This is a genomic window from Caulobacter sp. 73W (genome assembly GCF_041021955.1).
In the GTDB taxonomy this organism is placed as follows: domain Bacteria; phylum Pseudomonadota; class Alphaproteobacteria; order Caulobacterales; family Caulobacteraceae; genus Caulobacter.
In genome coordinates, this window is sequence record NZ_CP158375.1 from 2,477,916 (window position 1) to 2,492,825 (window position 14,910).

The following is a 14,910-nucleotide window of genomic DNA, read 5'->3' on the forward strand; positions in this document are numbered from 1 at the left end:
TTTTATGTAATTGGCCACAGCACGATTTGAGCGGGCAAAGCTCCCCTCGTACGACTGAGGGGAACACCTATGCGCATCCAACTGCTCGCGGCGGCGTCCGTATTCAGCCTCGCTTCCGCCATCGGCGGCGCGGCCATGGCCCAGGCGGAAGCTGGACCGGCCCCGGCGACAGCCCAGAGCGGCGTCCTCTCATTCACCCCTGATTTCTTCGCCGCCCTGCTGCCCAATACGGCGCTGGAGATGGTCGAGCGCATTCCCGGTTTCAAACTGGAGGACGGCGAGGACCTTCGCGGCTTCGCCGGGGCCGCCGGCAACGTCCTGATCGACGGGGTGCGCCCGGCCTCCAAGTCCGACACCGGCTCCACCGTCCTGCAGCGCACCCCTGCCACGCGGGTGGAGCGCATCGACCTGATCCGCGGCGGGACCGGCGGCATCGACATGCAGAACTATGCGGTGGTCGTGAACGTGATCCTCAAGCCCGAGGCGTCGCGTGAGCACATCGTCACCGTCGAGCCCTATCTGTTCGAGGGCGGACCGGAGATGTACCGCCTGCGCTACGAGTTCAGCTCGCGCGCCAATGGCCGCCAGTGGGGCGTTCAACTGGGCCAGGGCGTGGACCTGGACGACGGCACAGGCCCGGGCCGCCTGACCCGCCGCCGGGCCGATGGAGGTCTGATTTCCGACGAGCCCATGGAGACCGACTTCAAGGGCGGCGGCAAATACCTGCGCGGCAACTGGGCGGGCCCGGTGCTGGGCGGCCGCCTCGAGCTGACCGGCAGCCTCGACGAGGACTTCTGGAAAAGCAGCGCCGCCTTCGGCGAGGCCGCCCGCTTCCGCCGCTCCGACTATCGCGAGGACGAACTGAGCGGCGACCTGGGCGCGCGCTATGAGCGTCGCTTCGCCAACAGCTTCAAGCTGGAAGCCCGCCTGATCCAGAACCTGGAGGACGGCGAGTCGGTGGAGCGCAGCCGCGGCTTTGGCGCGGAGCAGGTGTTCACCGCCGACTACCAGTCTGGCGAAAGCATCGCGCGGGCCTCCCTGCGCTGGGAAGGCTCGCCCAAGCTGACTCTCGAGGGCGGCGGCGAGGTCGCCTACAACTTCCTGGACACAAAGCAGCGCTTCACCATCGGCGGCGAGAACATTCCCCTGCCCAGCGCCTCGGTGAAGGTCGAGGAGAAGCGCGGCGAGATGTTCGGCCAGGCAATCTGGCGTCCGCGCTCGGACTTGGTCATCGACGGCATCGTGCGGGTCGAACGCTCGGTGATCAGCCAGTCGGGCGACGCGACCTCGGAAAAGACCTTCACCTTCGTCAAGCCGCGGGTGGTCGCCACCTGGACGCCGGTCAAGAACAACCAGTTTCGCTTCCGCTTCGAGCGGGAGCTGGGCCAGCTGGATTTCGATGACTTCGCCGCCTCGGCCGCGCTCGACAACGATCAAGTGTTCGGCGGCAATGTGGACCTGGAGCCCGAGCAGCGCTGGATCAGCGAGTTCGTCTATGAGCGCCGCTTCTGGGGCGACGGCGTGGTCAGCCTGACCCTGCGCCATGACGAGATCATCGACGCCATCGACCAGATCCCTCTGCCGGACGACCTGTCGGCCACGGGCAATATCGGCGACGGCGTGCTGAACCGCGTGGCGATCAACCTGACCCTGCCGCTGGAGCGCTTCAAGGTTCCGGGCGGTCGTCTGGTGGTCAACACCAAGTGGGACCGCACCGAGGTCACCGACCCGACCACCGGCGACAAGCGCCGCATCTCGTGGGTGGAGCACAACCGCCACCTGGTCAGCTTCACCCAGGACCTGCCGCGCTGGAAGCTGACCTATGGCGTCGACTACATCCCGCCCTTCAAGCGGGTGCGCTACCGCCCGGACGAGACGGTGCGCATGGAGGTGGTCAATTTCCTCAACGCCTACGTGGAATACAAACCCAAGCCGGACCTCGCCATCCGCCTGATGGTGACGCGCTGGAACGATTTCCCGTTCGAGCGGACGATCTACGCCGACCGCTTCACGCGTCAGGTAGAGCTGGTCGAGCTGCGCCAGACGGACCCGCGCGAGTTCGTGCAGATCCGCCTGCGCAAGAGCTTCTAGTAGACGAAAGCCATGGGCGTGTCCTTGGCCGGCAGGCACGAGCGATCCACCGGCTTGGACGGGTCGAGGAAGTAGTTGCGCACCATCTTGCGTGTGCAGGCGCTGGTCCCGGCCACGCCATGGGTGGCGTTGGTGACAATGACCACCTGGCTGCCGACATAGCCCTTGGCCGCCGCCTCGGTCAGCTCCGGCGGGCAGCCGGGGTCGATTTCGGCGGCCAGGAACAGGGTCGGGATCTTCGTCTTCACGGGCTGCTGCTCGACCGGCCAGACCTTGCCCCAGTTCACGGCGGCGCAGATGTCGTGGATGCGCTCCATCGGCGCGACCATCAGCTCGGCCACCGCATCGCCCTTGGCGCCGGCCATGATCCCCGCGCGCTTCTCGAAGGGGATCTCCTCCTTGCACAGGTGGGTCATGAACTGGCCCTCCGAATAGTAGTCGCGGGAGGCCATGAACTCGTCCACGGGCGACATGTCGCCGGTGATGATCTTCGATAGCTGCTGCGGCAGGACGGGCGCGGCGAAGTAGCTGGCGTCCATCAGGTAGCCGCCCAGGTCATCGGCGCTATAGGTCTTGCCGCCGATGGTCTGCGGACCGGCCATGAACTTGGCGGCCATCGTCTGCAGGCGGGCCTTCAGGTTCGGATAGCGGCTGGCGCATTCGGTAATCGCCTCGCACTTGGCCATGACCACGTACAGCGAGCTGGCGACCATCTCCGGCCCGCCGACCGTCCAGGCTGCCTCCGGCGGCCAGGGGCTGTCCTGCACCACGGCGCGCACGCCTTCCGGCGCATGGGTCTGGACCGCCGCCTCGATGCGCGTGCCATAGGAGCCGCCATAGAGGTCGATCTGGCCCAGCTTGAGGGCCTTGCGCATGTCCTGAACGTCGCGAGCGACTTCTACGGCGTTGTAGCGGGTCAGGTCGACGCCCTGGGCCCGGAACGCCTTCAGGCAGGCGATGATGCCGTCGGCGTCCTTCTTGGACGGCGGGCCGGCGTCGGTCAGGGCCGTGCCTGGGCAGTTCATGTTCGGCTGGCTCAGGCCCGTGCCGCGATGGTCGAAGAATATCCAGTCCTGGTCGACCGCGATGAACTCCTTCGCCGCCGGGCGCTTCAGCCGGGCGGGCACGCTCTCAACCGCGTCGCCGCCGGGGCCGCCGTGGAAATAGACGACCGGCGGCAGGCCCTTGGGTTCCAGCGCGCGTACGATGGCGACGGGGAAGGTGATGCGGCGCGACTTCGGATCGCCTCGCGCCTCGTCCACCGTCATGGTTCCGCAGTCCACCTTGTAGGGCGCGCCGGCATAGTCGCCCACGCACGCGCCAGGTGTGAACTGCGGCTCGGCCGCCTTGGCCGCGCCGGCTGCGACCAGGAACGCAACGCCCGCCAAAGGCGCCCACAAGGAACGGATCATCTTCTCTCCCCGAAATTCGAACGGCCATAGGTCGCCAGAACAGCCCGCCGCGCAAGGGCCTGCCCCTGCGGCAGGGCGGCGGCGCCGTAGAATTACGAGATCGATCCCCTACACGCATGGCGCGATAAGCCCGCCATGGACCCTGAGTTCGAAACCTCTCCCTGGCCCCTGGTCGTCGTCGGTCTGATCGGCGGCGGCGGCGCCTTGGCGGCCTACATGGACGGCCGGCCGGCGCTGACGGCGCTCGTCTGCGTGGCGACGCTCGCCTCCATGGTGATCGTCCATCGCATGGCGCGCGATAAGGATTAGGCCGCACGACGGTAGCGCAGATCGTGCGCTTCCCGCCCTTGCGCCAGCCCGCCGCGATCACCACGCTTTTGTCGCGCAACGATTTCTCGCCATCCATCGCGGACCGGCTTTCGAACTTGCGCGATTTGCCTCTAGAAGAGGGCAATTCCATCGTTTTCAGGCGGAGACTTCGCCATGACCGACCAACTTCCGACCGCGCCCAAGGCGCAGTCCTCCGCTCTCGACCTGATCGGCTCGACCCCGATGATCGAGGTCCGCAACATCGACACCGGCCCCTGCCGCCTGTTCCTCAAGCTTGAAAGCCAGAACCCCGGCGGTTCGATCAAGGACCGGGTCGCCCGCTCCATGATCGAGGCGGCCGAGAAGGACGGCAGCCTGAAGCCGGGCGGCACCATCATCGAAGCCACCGCCGGCAACACGGGCCTTGGCCTGGCGCAGGTCGCCAGCCTCAAGGGCTATAAGTTGATCCTGATCGTCCCGGACAAGATGGCCCGGGAAAAGATCCTGCACCTGCGCGCCATGGGCGTGGATGTGCGCCTGACCCGCAGCGATGTGGGCAAGGGCCACCCCGAGTACTATCAGGACATGGCCCAGACCCTGGCGCAGTCCATCCCTGGCGCGATCTACGTCAACCAGTTCGAGAATCCGGCCAATCCGCTGGCGCACGAGACCGGCACCGCGCCGGAAATCTTCGCCCAGATGGAAGGCGACCTGGACGCGGTGGTCGTCGGCGTCGGCTCCGGCGGCACCCTGACCGGCATCGGCCGGTACATGCAAAAGCACTCGCCGAAGACGCAGATGGTCCTGGCCGATCCGGTCGGCTCGATCCTGTGCGACTACGTGGCCACCGGGACGTATGGCGAGGCCGGTTCCTGGATCGTCGAGGGCATCGGCGAGGACTTCATTCCCGCCGTGGCCGATATGAGCCTGGTCAAGAAGGCCTATTCGATCAGCGACCGCGAAAGCGTCGACACCGCCCGCCTGTTGCTGCGCAAGGAAGGCGTGCTAGCCGGCTCGTCCTCGGGCACGCTGCTGGCCGCGGCCCTGCGCTGGTGCCGCGAGCAGACGGAGCCCAAGCGGGTCGTGACCCTGGTCTGCGACACGGGCGCCAAGTACCTGACCAAGATGTTCAACGACATGTGGCTGGCGGCCCACGGCTTCGACGAGCGTGAGCTGCACGGCGACCTGCGCGACCTGATCGCCAAGCGCTACGCCGACGGCGGCGTGGTCGCCATCGGTCCGCAGGACACTCTTATGACCGCCTATAACCGCATGCGCAGCGGCGACATCAGCCAGCTGCCGGTGGTCGATCACGGCAAGCTGGTCGGCATCCTGGACGAAAGCGACATCCTCGCCGCCGTCGAGGGCGGCGACGACCAGCCCGGGCCGCGCTTCAAGCAGCCGGTGTCGGAGGCCATGACCAAGGCGGTGAACACCCTTCAGGCCCACCAGGGCGTCGAGGCGCTGCCCGAGGTCTTCGACCGCGACGAGGTCGCCCTGGTCGTCGATGGCGACGAATTCATCGGCGTCATCACCCGCGTCGACCTGATCAACCACCTGCGTCTGACGGCCTGAGCATGAGCGACAACAAAGGCAAGAACCGCCTGGCCTTCGCCACGCGCACCATCCACGGCGGCCAGAGCCACGACCCGTTCACGGGCGCGGTGATGGTGCCGATCTACGCCACCTCGACCTACGCCCAGACCAGCCCTGGCGAGCACAAGGGCTTCGAGTACAGCCGCAGCCACAACCCCACCCGCTTCGCCTTCGAGCGCGCGGTGGCGGACCTGGAAAGCGGCGTGGCGGGTTTCGCCTTCGCCTCGGGCCTGGCGGCGGCTTCGACGATCCTGGAGATCCTCGACAGCGGCGCGCATGTGATCGCCAGCGACGATCTCTATGGCGGCTCGTTCCGACTGTTCGACAAGGTGCGCAAGCGCTCGGCCGGCCTGGACTTCACCTTCGTGGACATGGCCGACCTGTCGGCCATCGAGGCGGCCATCCGTCCCGAAACGAAGATGATCTGGGTGGAGACGCCCACCAACCCGATGCTGCGCCTGGCGGACCTCGCCGCCATAGCCGCCCTGGCCAAGACGCACGGCCTGATCACCGTCGCCGACAACACCTTCTGCAGCCCTTACGTCCAGCGTCCGTTGGAATTGGGCTTCGACGTGGTCATGCACTCGGCCACCAAGTACCTGAACGGCCACTCGGACGTGGTCGCCGGGGTAGCGGTGGTGGGCGACAACGCCGAGGTCGCCGACAAGCTGAAGTTTCTGCAGAACGCCGTGGGCGGGGTGCTCGGCCCCTTCGACAGCTTCCTGGCCCTGCGCGGGGTGAAGACCCTGGCGCTGCGCATGCAGCGGGCCTGCGACAACGCCCTGGCGATCGCCCAGTGGCTTGAGGCGCGCGCCGACATCGCCCGCGTCGTCTATCCGGGCCTGGCCTCCCACCCGCAGCACGAGCTGGCCAAGCGCCAGATGATGCATGGCTTCGGCGGCATCATCTCGGTGGACATCAAGGGCGGCCTCGCGCCGGCCCGCCGCATGCTGGAGCGCACCCGCCTCTTCACCCTGGCCGAAAGCCTGGGCGGGGTGGAAAGCCTGATCGAGCATCCGGCGATCATGACCCACGCCTCCATCCCGCCGGAACAGCGGGAAGCGCTCGGCATCACCGACGGCCTGGTCAGGCTTTCGGTGGGGATCGAGGATCTCGACGACCTGAAAGCCGATCTCGCGCAAGCCCTCGAAGGTTGAGGTGGTGGCGCCGGCGGCTGCGCTCAGCGGCCGTCGGCTTCGGGGCCGGCGGGGTCAGGGGCGGCAGCTGCGCCTGGGGATCCTCCGACAGGATGCGGATCGCCAGCAGCAGGTCCGACTTCACCGACCCCTCGTCTTCGCGCGCGGTCCAGGCTCGCACCGCGCCCTCGATGAAGGCTTCGCTCATCGAGATGATTTCGACGACGGGCGCGGGGTTGTTTCGGATACGCGGATCAGAGGCGATGCGCGCATTCAGCGCCGTCAGCATAGCCTGGATGTCGGTCCTGTAGGGCACTTTCCAGATCGCGTCGGAACGATGCCGCGGATAGTGCGTGTAGTTGAGGATCACATCGCCGAACACCTTGCCGTTGGGCACGATGACCTTGGTGTTGTCGCCGGTGGCCAGTTCGGTGACGAACAGGTCCAGGGACTTCACCACGCCCTTGCGGGTGGAGGTCTCGATGGTGTCGCCCACGCGATAGGGGCGGAAGATCAGCAGCATCACCCCCGCCGCCACGTTCGACAGCGTGCCCTGCAGCGCCAGGCCCACGGCCAGGGACGCCGCGCCCAGGACCGCCAGGATCGAGGTGGTCTGAACGCCTAGCTGCTGCAGCACCGCGATGATGCCGACGAAGATGATCAGATAGCGTGTTAGGGAGGCGCCGAAGCTGGCCAGGGTCGGGTCGGGATTGCGCCGCTGCACCTGGGTCAGGGCCCGGCGGACGATGCCGGAAAACGTCTTGGCCAGCCAGAAGGTGACGGCCAGGATGATGACCGCGACGAGCAGGTTGACCGCGAAGGAGCCGAACATGTCGACAGCCTTGCGGACGAGGTTCTCATCCAGGGTGATCGGGTTGCGAACGGCCTGTTCGACTTCCTTCGGTGCGTTTGTCTGCATGTCTTTGGAATGAAAGCTACGCCCCGGCTCGTCAACGGCTCCTGTCGGTCGAGGTTCCGATCCGTCGCCAAAGTGGAGCTTTTCACCGCCGGAACGACTTGAGTGTTAGGAACAAGCGCGATCGCGTCGTCGAGGATAAGTTCACACCCATGTCAGACATGCCCCCGCTGGACTCCCGCCGCCGCCGTCGCTTGCCGCACAGCCCGGCCGCCGCCGAGCCGCGCGGCTTCCAGGGCGTGCGCCTGACGATCACCGAAGCCCAGGACGCCTTGGCCGAGACCGCCGACCGCATCGCGGCTCCGCGTTCGCTGTGGTCGCGCGCGCCCTTCGACATCCTGGCCGTCTCCGGCGGCGCGGCAGGCGGGGCTTTCGGCGCTGGCATTCTGGTAGGTCTCTCGCGCGCTGGCCGGCGGCCTGACTTCGCCATCGTCACCGGCGTATCGACCGGCGCCCTGATCGCGCCCTTCGCCTTCCTAGGCTCGGCGTGGGACGAGCGCCTGACCGAAGCCTATACCGGCGGCCACGCCGCGCGGCTGCTGAGCCGCAAGGCCTTGCCCGGCCTGGGCGGCCTGCTGCGGGCCGACGCCCTGGACTCGCTGATCGCCCCGTTCGTGGACGAGGACCTGCTGCTGGCGGTGGCTCGCGCTCACTCGGAGGGGCGGCGGCTGTTCGTCGCCACCACGGACCTGGACCGTCAGCAGGCCTGCATCTGGGACATGGGGGCCATCGCCTCCTACGCCCGGCCGGGCGATAGCGCGGTTGCTCTGAAGCTGTTCCGCGACATCCTGGCCGCTTCGGCCAGCCTGCCGGGGCTCTTCCCGCCTCGCATGATCGCCAGCTGCGCCGACGGCGAGGATTTTGAGGAGATGCACGTGGACGGCGGCGTCGCCGCGCCGCTGTTCATCCTGCCCGAAGCCCTGCTGCGGGATCGCAATATCAGCCGCCGCTTCCGGGGCGGCCGGGTACGGGTGATCGTCAACACGGTGCTTGATCCCGCGCCAAGGACCACGCCGGCCAACCTGCCGTCGATCCTGCTGCGCAGCTTCGACACAATGCTGCGGTTCTCGTACCGCCAGGCGATCAGCGTGGCGGCGACCTTCTGCGCCGGGGCGGGGGTGCCGCTGGAGATCGCCTCGATCCCCTATGATCCCAATCACGGCAGCATGGTGAAGTTCGACACCGACAGCATGCGCCGGATGTTCGACGCCGCGGTCGAGAGCGTCATCGACAGCAAGGCCTGGGTGGCGGCGACGCCGGAGCCCGAAACCCTCAGCGGCATGTTCACCCGCTCGTTCCGGCCGGGAAAGCCCGCGCCGGTCTAGATCAGACGTAACGCGGGATCGGCGTCAGCTGCGGGGTCTGGTCCGGCAGCTCGATGAAGGCGTCGTCCACATAGCACCAGCCCCAGCCCTCAGGCGGGTCATAGCCTTCGATGATCTGATGGCCCGTGGCGTGGAAGTGCGCCGTGGCGTGGCGGTTCGGCGACTGGTCGCAGCAGCCCACATGACCGCAGGTCCGGCACAGTCGCAGATGCACCCACATGGAGCCGGACTTCAGGCATTCCTCGCAGCCCCGGGCGCTGGGCATGACCGTTTTGACGCTCGCCAGATGTCCGCAGGTCATGAGCGCTCCTTGGATCTAAGCGCCGGGCTCGTCGAGCGCGGCGAGATACTGATGGATCTGGGCGACCACCGCCGCGCCCTCGCCGACGGCGGCGGCCACGCGCTTGGTCGAGCCGGCCCGCACGTCGCCGATGGCGAAGACGCCGGCGCGGTCGGTCTGCAGCGACGCGGTCGACGAGCGGGTGATGATGAAGCCCTTGTCGTCAAAGGCCACGCAGCCCTCCAGCCAGCCGGCGTTCGGGTCGGCGCCGACGAACAGGAACAGATGGCGCAGGTCGCAGCGGTGTTCCTCGCCGGAGCGGATGTTGCGCAGATTGGCGGCGACCAGTCCCGTGTCGCAGTCGCCTTCAAGGCCCGTGACCTCGGTGTAAGTATGTAGTTGCACATTCGGCAGGGCCGCGATGCGGTCGATCAGGTAGCGCGACATGGACGCCTCCAGACCCTTGCCCCGGATGATCAGGTGCAGATGGCGCACCTTCGGCGCCAGATAGACGGCGGCCTGACCGGCCGAATTGCCGCCGCCCACCAGGGCGACTTCCTCGCCCGCGCACAAGCGCGCCTCGACGGGCGAGGCCCAGTACGAGACCCCCCCGCCCTCGAACGGCGCCAGGTTGTCGATCTGCGGTCGACGGTAGCGGGCCCCCGACGCGATCACCACGGTCCTGGCCTGCACCACGACGCCGTTGGTCAGCTCCAGCTGCTGGGGCGAGCCGAAGGCCTCATCCTCGTCCGGGCACTTGAGGCGCGAGACCTCCAGGGGAATGGCCAGCTCGACGCCGAACTTCAGAGCTTGGTTGTAGGCGCGTCCGGCCAGAGCCTGGCCGGAGATGCCTGTGGGGAAACCCAGATAGTTCTCGATCCGCGCCGATGCGCCGGCCTGCCCGCCGATTGCCCGCTGGTCCAGCACCAGGACCGACAGCCCCTCCGAAGCGGCATAGACGGCGGCGGCCAGGCCGGCGGGACCCGCGCCGACGATGGCCACGTCGTACAGCTTGTCGGGATCGAGGTCCGGCGTCATGCCGAGGCATATCGCCGCCTCCGCGTCGCTGGGCCTGCGAAGCACCGTGCCGTTGGGACAGATCATCAGCGGCAGGTCGTCCGCCGCTACGCCCAGCCGCTGGATGATGGCGCGGCCCTCGGCGTCGTTGTCGGCGTCGATCAGAGTGTTGGGATAGCCGTTGCGGGTCAGGAAGCCCTGCAGCCGGGTCAGGTCGTGATCGCCCTCCTGGCCCACCAGGATCGAACCGGAGCCGCCGCCCTCGATCAGCCCGACCCGGCGCAGGATGAGGGCCCGCATGATCATATCGCCGACCTCGGCCGATCCGATCACCAGCGCCCGCAGATGCGGCGCGTCGAGCGGCACGGCCGTGCAGCCGTTCATCCCGGCCTTGCCCTGGGCCAGGGAGCCGCGCCCGGCCAGCTGGCTGACCTCGCCGGTAAACTGGCCGGCCTGCTGCGTGGTGATGGCCTGCTCATGACCCAGGCCGTCGCGGCGGACCACGACGATCTCGCCCTCCAGGATCAGCCACATGGGGACGTGATGCTCGCCGATCTCGAAGATCACCTCGTCCGGCGCGAACCGCCGGGGCTCCCCGCTGGCGAAGCCCTGCGCGATAGCCATCTGTCCGGCGTCGAGCACCGGGAACATCTGGTCGTATCGCTCGTCGATCACAGCCATGAGGCGCCCCCGTCTTGCCGCCCGCGACGTTGCGCCGGCGACGGCCGAGAGTCACCCCTGGACTTGTGACGGAAGCGCGACCTAGCCCGTCAGGCCCAGCATGACGATCGCCGTCAGGAACAGCGACAGGGTCACCGCGCAGAACATCAGCAGCAGGAGCAGCCGCCAACTCGCCGAGAAGACGCTCAGGCTGTAGGCGCCCTTCAGCTGCGCGAACATGTGGACCGGAATCGCCAGCATGATCCCCAGGCTCACCAGGCTCAGTCCCGCCCCCGCCCACATGGCCGCGGCGCCCAGCAGGAACAGAATGGCGATGAAGGTTAGGGAGTAGAGGACGAACACCCCGTGGTCATAGAGGGTGAACTGCCGCTTCCAGACGAAAAGCAGGGCCACGAACGGGATGGAGATCGGGATCAGCAGGAAGCTGAATTTGTAGAAGGTCTGCTGGATCTTGTAGAGCGCCAGCTCCGGGTTCTGCAGCTTCTTGTTGAGCTTCTTGTCCAGGGCCTTGTCGCCGGTGTTGGCCTTCAGCTCGCCCTTGGCCGCCATGGACTGGACCTGTTTGGACCAGTCGGCGGTGATCACGCCGACGTCAGGCGGCGTAGGGTTGTTGGACATCGCTTCGTTGGCTTCATCGAGCGCCTTGCGCGCCGCCGCGATGCGGGCGTCGGCGGCTTGACGCTGCCCGGCGGTGGCGCTGGCGGGCAGGTTCTCCTTGGCGACCTCCGCCTGAGTGACTTCGTTGGCGGCGCGGAAGAGTGTGGTGCCGCTGACCTCCGGCTTGGCGGCGGCGGCGGCGGGGGCGCCGCCGACTGGCCTTCGTTACGCGCCGCCGGAGCGAAGCTCAGCAGCATAAACACTACGAAGACGGTGAACAGGTACATGCCCAGAGGCGAGACATAGCGCGAGCGCTTGCCCTCCACCCACTCGCGGGTCAGGCGGCCAGGGTTGATGAACAGCAGCGGCAGGGTGCGCCAGATGCGGCTGTCGAAGTGCATGACCCCGTGCAGGATCTCTTCGCCCAGGTGCAGCAAGGAGCGGTGCACATGGGTCGGCTGGCCGCAGTTGGAGCAGAACTTGCCGGTGGTCTGCGCGCCGCAGTCGGCGCAAATGCCGTGATGCTCGCCGGCCGAACCTTCAGGCCGCTCCACCGCGCGCCCGATCAGTCCATGCGTGGCGCCTACGCCCGCCGCGTCGATATCCATGACCATCCCCTATCGCCCACAGAAAACCTTTAGCGCCGTTCGCGGCGTTCGGCCAACGCGGGTCTTGAGCCCCGGGTGTAAGCGCCGTCGCAACAGTCGGTTACAGGGTTTGTCTCGAAAGCGCCGCCGGAGCGCCTTAAGAGGCCGGCCCATGAGCATGATTCCCTTCATCGACCTGGCCGCCCAGCAGCGGCGCATCCGTGACCGCCTCGACGCCGCCATGGCGCGCGTCCTCGATCATGGCGGCTACGTCATGGGCCCCGAGGTCCGGGAGTTCGAGGCCAAGCTGGCGGCCTATGGTCAGGCCAAGCTGGCCCTGTCCTGCGCCAACGGCACCGACGCGATCGCCCTGCCGCTGATGGCCTGGGGGATCGGCGCGGGCGATGCGGTGTTCTGCCCGTCCTTCACCTTCACGGCGACCGCCGAGGTCGTGCCGTGGACCAACGCCACGCCGGTCTTCGTCGACATCCTGCCCGACACCTTCAACCTCGACCCCGCCAAGCTGGAAGCCGCCATCGCGGCGGTGAAGGCCAAGGGCGAGCTGAAGCCCGCGGCGGTGATCGCCGTCGACCTGTTCGGCCAGCCCGCCGACTATCGGGCTCTGCGCGCCATCTGCGACCGTGAGGGGCTTAAGCTGATCGCCGACAGCGCCCAGGGCTTCGGCTGCACCCTGGACGGCAAGCATCCGCTGCACTGGGCCGATGTGGCGACCACCAGCTTCTTCCCGGCCAAGCCGCTGGGTTGCTACGGCGATGGCGGCGCGGTCCTGACCAACGACCAGGCCCTGTGGGACCTGATGGACAGCTTCCGCATCCACGGCAAGGCGGTGGCCGCCGACCTGAACGGCCGCGTCTTCGAACACGAGCCCAAGTACCTCAACGCCCGCATCGGCATGAACTCACGCCTCGACACCCTGCAGGCGGCGATCCTGATCGAGAAGCTGGCGATCTTCGACGAGGAGATCGCCATGCGTCAGGCCGTGGCCGATCGCTATGCCGAGGGGCTGAAGGGCGCCGTTCTGGCGACACCGAAGGTGATCGCCGGCGGCCAGTCGGTTTGGGCCCAGTACGTCATCGAGCACGAGAACCGCGACGGCCTCGCCGCCCACCTGAAGACGCAAGGCGTGCCGACCGCCGTCTACTACCCCGTGCCCATGCATCAGCAGGAGCCCTACGCCCATTTCCCGCAGGGCGAAGGCGGTCTGCCGGTGACGGAGGCCAAGGCCGGGACCGTCCTGGCCCTGCCGATGCACCCCTATATGGACGAAGCGGTCCAGGCCCGTGTCATCGTCGCCATCCGCGCCTTCAACGGCTAGTCCAGCATCCGCTCCAGGGTGACGAGCTCGTCCGCCTCGCGGGCGGGCTTGTCCCAGCGGATGCGGCTGATGCGGGGAAAGCGCATGGCCACCCCGCTCTTGTGGCGGCTCGAGCGTTGCAGCCCCTCGAACGCCACCTCCAGCACCAGGCCGAAATCGACCCCCGCCTTCACCGCTCGGACCGGGCCGAAGCGGTCGGTGGTGTTGTCGCGCACGAACTTGTCGAGCAGCTTCAGCTCCTCGTCGGTGAAGCCGAAATAGGCCTTGCCCACGGGGGTCAACGAGCGCTCGCCGTCAGCATCCTCGCGCCAGACGCCGAAGGTGTAGTCTGAGTAGAAGCTCGACCGCTTGCCGTGTCCGCGCTGGGCGTACATCAGCACCGCGTCGATCAGGTGCGGGTCGCGCTTCCACTTGAACCAGGGCCCCTTGGGGCGGCCGGCCTCATAGGCGCTGTCCCAGCGTTTCAGCATCAGGCCTTCCGACAGCCGCGCGTCGCCCTCCGGCGGTTCGGCCCGCAGGGCGGCGAGGCCTTCCCAGGTCTCGAACGGCTGCAGCGGCGACAGGTCGATGCGCGGATTGCCGATGCGGGCGACGAACGCCTCCAGCCGCTCGCGCCGCTGGGCGAAGGGCAGGGCGCGCAGGTCCTCCTCGCCGTCCAGCAGCAGGTCATAGGCGCGGATGCCGGCGGGATGGGCGGCCAGCAGCTTGGCGTCCGCCGTCTTGCGGCCCAGTCGTTGCTGCAGGTCGTTGAACGCCCCCAGCGCCCCGTCGCGCAGGACCAGCAGCTCACCGTCCAGGGCGCCTTCGAAATCCAGCGCCGCCACCACGTCGGGGAAGCTCGCCGACACGTCGTCGCCCGTGCGGGTGTAGAGCCGCCGCACGCTACGCTCGCTGACCGCCTGGACGCGGATGCCGTCCCACTTCCACTCGGCGGCGTAGTCGGCGGGGTCGAGCTTGGGAAAGTCCACGGCCTCGTCGATAGCCTGGGCCAGCATCACCGGGCGGAAGCGGCCGGGATGGTCGGCGTCCGGCTTGTCGGCCCGGCCCTCCAGCCAAGCGAACAGGTCGGCATAGGGCGGGGTGACCGCGTGCCACAGCTCCTCGATCTCGGCGACGGTCACGGTCTGTCCGTGCAGAGCGGCGAGATCGGCGCAGGCCTGCTTGGCCAGGCGGGCGGACAGGCCGACGCGAAGGCCGCCGGTGACGAGCTTCAGCAACGCCCAGCGGCCATCGGGATCGAGGGCGTCCAGCCATCGTTCGATCAGGGTTTGCACTTCCGCGCGGCTGGCGGATCGCAGGGTGTCGATCACCTCCGACAGTTCCGGTTCGCGATTGGCGCCGGGCTCGGCCGGCCAGACCAGCGACACGGTCTCGGCCAGATCGCCCACGAAATCGTAGGACCAGCCGAACAGAGTCGGGTCGATCCGCGCTTCCACCGCCTTGCGGATGAAGGCCGGCTTGGCGGCGTTGAAGCTCAGCTCCCCGGTCAGGGCCGCCAGGGCCCAGCCTCGGTCAGGATCGGGAACGTTGGCCAGGTGGTCGCGCACCAGCACCAGCTTGGCGTTCCGCGAACTGGTCAGGGACAGCCGGTCCAGCAGGTGGGCGAAGGCGCGCATGGGACGACGAT

The 14,910-nt window shown here is 67.9% G+C and carries 13 protein-coding genes; 6 read left to right on the top strand and 7 right to left on the bottom strand.

The features are described from left to right. The first annotated feature begins 69 nt into the window (after nt 1-69). A complete protein-coding gene (locus tag ABOZ73_RS11625; RefSeq protein ID WP_369058312.1) occupies nt 70-2,091 on the top strand; it encodes a TonB-dependent receptor plug domain-containing protein in 2,022 nt (673 codons plus the stop codon). On the opposite strand, the gene ABOZ73_RS11630 is transcribed toward ABOZ73_RS11625, so the two are convergent. After that, a complete protein-coding gene (locus ABOZ73_RS11630) occupies nt 2,088-3,503 on the bottom strand; it encodes an alpha/beta hydrolase (RefSeq protein ID WP_369058313.1) in 1,416 nt (471 codons plus the stop codon). The two genes, ABOZ73_RS11625 and ABOZ73_RS11630, sit on opposite strands and share 4 nt — an antisense overlap. A 135-nt stretch (nt 3,504-3,638) precedes the next feature. On the opposite strand from ABOZ73_RS11630, the gene ABOZ73_RS11635 reads away from it, so the two are divergent. The 3 genes from ABOZ73_RS11635 to ABOZ73_RS11645 all read left to right on the top strand — a co-directional run bounded on the left by ABOZ73_RS11635 (nt 3,639) and on the right by ABOZ73_RS11645 (nt 6,565). Further along, nucleotides 3,639-3,812, top strand: a complete 174-nt coding sequence (locus ABOZ73_RS11635; RefSeq protein ID WP_369058314.1) for a hypothetical protein — start codon at nt 3,639-3,641, stop codon at nt 3,810-3,812. A 174-nt stretch (nt 3,813-3,986) separates the two neighbouring features. Beyond that, nucleotides 3,987-5,387: a pyridoxal-phosphate dependent enzyme gene (locus tag ABOZ73_RS11640; protein WP_369058315.1), complete on the top strand. Its 1,401-nt coding sequence runs from the start codon at nt 3,987-3,989 to the stop codon at nt 5,385-5,387. A gap of 2 nt (nt 5,388-5,389) precedes the next feature. Next, nucleotides 5,390-6,565: a PLP-dependent aspartate aminotransferase family protein gene (locus ABOZ73_RS11645; RefSeq protein ID WP_369058316.1), complete on the top strand. Its 1,176-nt coding sequence runs from the start codon at nt 5,390-5,392 to the stop codon at nt 6,563-6,565. Here ABOZ73_RS11645 and ABOZ73_RS11650 read toward each other — a convergent pair. Beyond that, nucleotides 6,495-7,463, bottom strand: coding sequence for a mechanosensitive ion channel family protein (locus tag ABOZ73_RS11650; protein WP_369058317.1), 969 nt, complete (start codon nt 7,461-7,463; stop codon nt 6,495-6,497). The genes ABOZ73_RS11645 and ABOZ73_RS11650 overlap by 71 nt on opposite strands. Before the next feature lie 158 nt (nt 7,464-7,621). On the opposite strand from ABOZ73_RS11650, the gene ABOZ73_RS11655 reads away from it, so the two are divergent. After that, a complete protein-coding gene (locus tag ABOZ73_RS11655; protein WP_369062529.1) occupies nt 7,622-8,785 on the top strand; it encodes a patatin-like phospholipase family protein in 1,164 nt (387 codons plus the stop codon). Nucleotide 8,786: 1 nt separating this feature from the next. Here the strand turns inward: ABOZ73_RS11655 and ABOZ73_RS11660 are convergent, their stop codons facing one another. The 4 genes from ABOZ73_RS11660 to ABOZ73_RS11675 all read right to left on the bottom strand — a co-directional run bounded on the left by ABOZ73_RS11660 (nt 8,787) and on the right by ABOZ73_RS11675 (nt 11,968). Further along, entirely contained in the window at nt 8,787-9,086 is a 300-nt protein-coding gene (locus tag ABOZ73_RS11660) for a UBP-type zinc finger domain-containing protein (RefSeq protein WP_369058318.1), read from the bottom strand. A 15-nt stretch (nt 9,087-9,101) separates the two neighbouring features. Next, nucleotides 9,102-10,763, bottom strand: a complete 1,662-nt coding sequence (locus ABOZ73_RS11665; RefSeq protein ID WP_369058319.1) for an FAD-dependent oxidoreductase — start codon at nt 10,761-10,763, stop codon at nt 9,102-9,104. Nucleotides 10,764-10,844: 81 nt separating this feature from the next. Then, the gene (locus ABOZ73_RS11670; RefSeq protein WP_369058320.1) at nt 10,845-11,381 is read right to left on the bottom strand and encodes a hypothetical protein; all 537 of its coding nucleotides are present in this window, start codon (nt 11,379-11,381) and stop codon (nt 10,845-10,847) included. After that, nucleotides 11,345-11,968, bottom strand: coding sequence for a DUF3667 domain-containing protein (locus tag ABOZ73_RS11675; protein ID WP_369058321.1), 624 nt, complete (start codon nt 11,966-11,968; stop codon nt 11,345-11,347). Before ABOZ73_RS11675 ends, ABOZ73_RS11670 begins: the two co-directional genes overlap by 37 nt. A 151-nt stretch (nt 11,969-12,119) precedes the next feature. On the opposite strand from ABOZ73_RS11675, the gene ABOZ73_RS11680 reads away from it, so the two are divergent. Continuing rightward, nucleotides 12,120-13,283: a DegT/DnrJ/EryC1/StrS family aminotransferase gene (locus ABOZ73_RS11680; RefSeq protein WP_369058322.1), complete on the top strand. Its 1,164-nt coding sequence runs from the start codon at nt 12,120-12,122 to the stop codon at nt 13,281-13,283. Here ABOZ73_RS11680 and ABOZ73_RS11685 read toward each other — a convergent pair. Further along, nucleotides 13,280-14,899, bottom strand: a complete 1,620-nt coding sequence (locus ABOZ73_RS11685; RefSeq protein ID WP_369058323.1) for a cisplatin damage response ATP-dependent DNA ligase — start codon at nt 14,897-14,899, stop codon at nt 13,280-13,282. The two genes, ABOZ73_RS11680 and ABOZ73_RS11685, sit on opposite strands and share 4 nt — an antisense overlap. Nucleotides 14,900-14,910: the final 11 nt, after the last annotated feature.

Coding starts and splice junctions, on each gene's coding strand:
- ABOZ73_RS11625 (WP_369058312.1), top strand. CDS start 70: ATGCGCATCCAACTGCTCGCGGCGGCGTCCGTATTCAGCCTCGCTTCC.
- ABOZ73_RS11630 (WP_369058313.1), bottom strand. CDS start 3,503: ATGATCCGTTCCTTGTGGGCGCCTTTGGCGGGCGTTGCGTTCCTGGTC.
- ABOZ73_RS11635 (WP_369058314.1), top strand. CDS start 3,639: ATGGACCCTGAGTTCGAAACCTCTCCCTGGCCCCTGGTCGTCGTCGGT.
- ABOZ73_RS11640 (WP_369058315.1), top strand. CDS start 3,987: ATGACCGACCAACTTCCGACCGCGCCCAAGGCGCAGTCCTCCGCTCTC.
- ABOZ73_RS11645 (WP_369058316.1), top strand. CDS start 5,390: ATGAGCGACAACAAAGGCAAGAACCGCCTGGCCTTCGCCACGCGCACC.
- ABOZ73_RS11650 (WP_369058317.1), bottom strand. CDS start 7,463: ATGCAGACAAACGCACCGAAGGAAGTCGAACAGGCCGTTCGCAACCCG.
- ABOZ73_RS11655 (WP_369062529.1), top strand. CDS start 7,622: ATGCCCCCGCTGGACTCCCGCCGCCGCCGTCGCTTGCCGCACAGCCCG.
- ABOZ73_RS11660 (WP_369058318.1), bottom strand. CDS start 9,086: ATGACCTGCGGACATCTGGCGAGCGTCAAAACGGTCATGCCCAGCGCC.
- ABOZ73_RS11665 (WP_369058319.1), bottom strand. CDS start 10,763: ATGGCTGTGATCGACGAGCGATACGACCAGATGTTCCCGGTGCTCGAC.
- ABOZ73_RS11670 (WP_369058320.1), bottom strand. CDS start 11,381: ATGTCCAACAACCCTACGCCGCCTGACGTCGGCGTGATCACCGCCGAC.
- ABOZ73_RS11675 (WP_369058321.1), bottom strand. CDS start 11,968: ATGGATATCGACGCGGCGGGCGTAGGCGCCACGCATGGACTGATCGGG.
- ABOZ73_RS11680 (WP_369058322.1), top strand. CDS start 12,120: ATGAGCATGATTCCCTTCATCGACCTGGCCGCCCAGCAGCGGCGCATC.
- ABOZ73_RS11685 (WP_369058323.1), bottom strand. CDS start 14,899: ATGCGCGCCTTCGCCCACCTGCTGGACCGGCTGTCCCTGACCAGTTCG.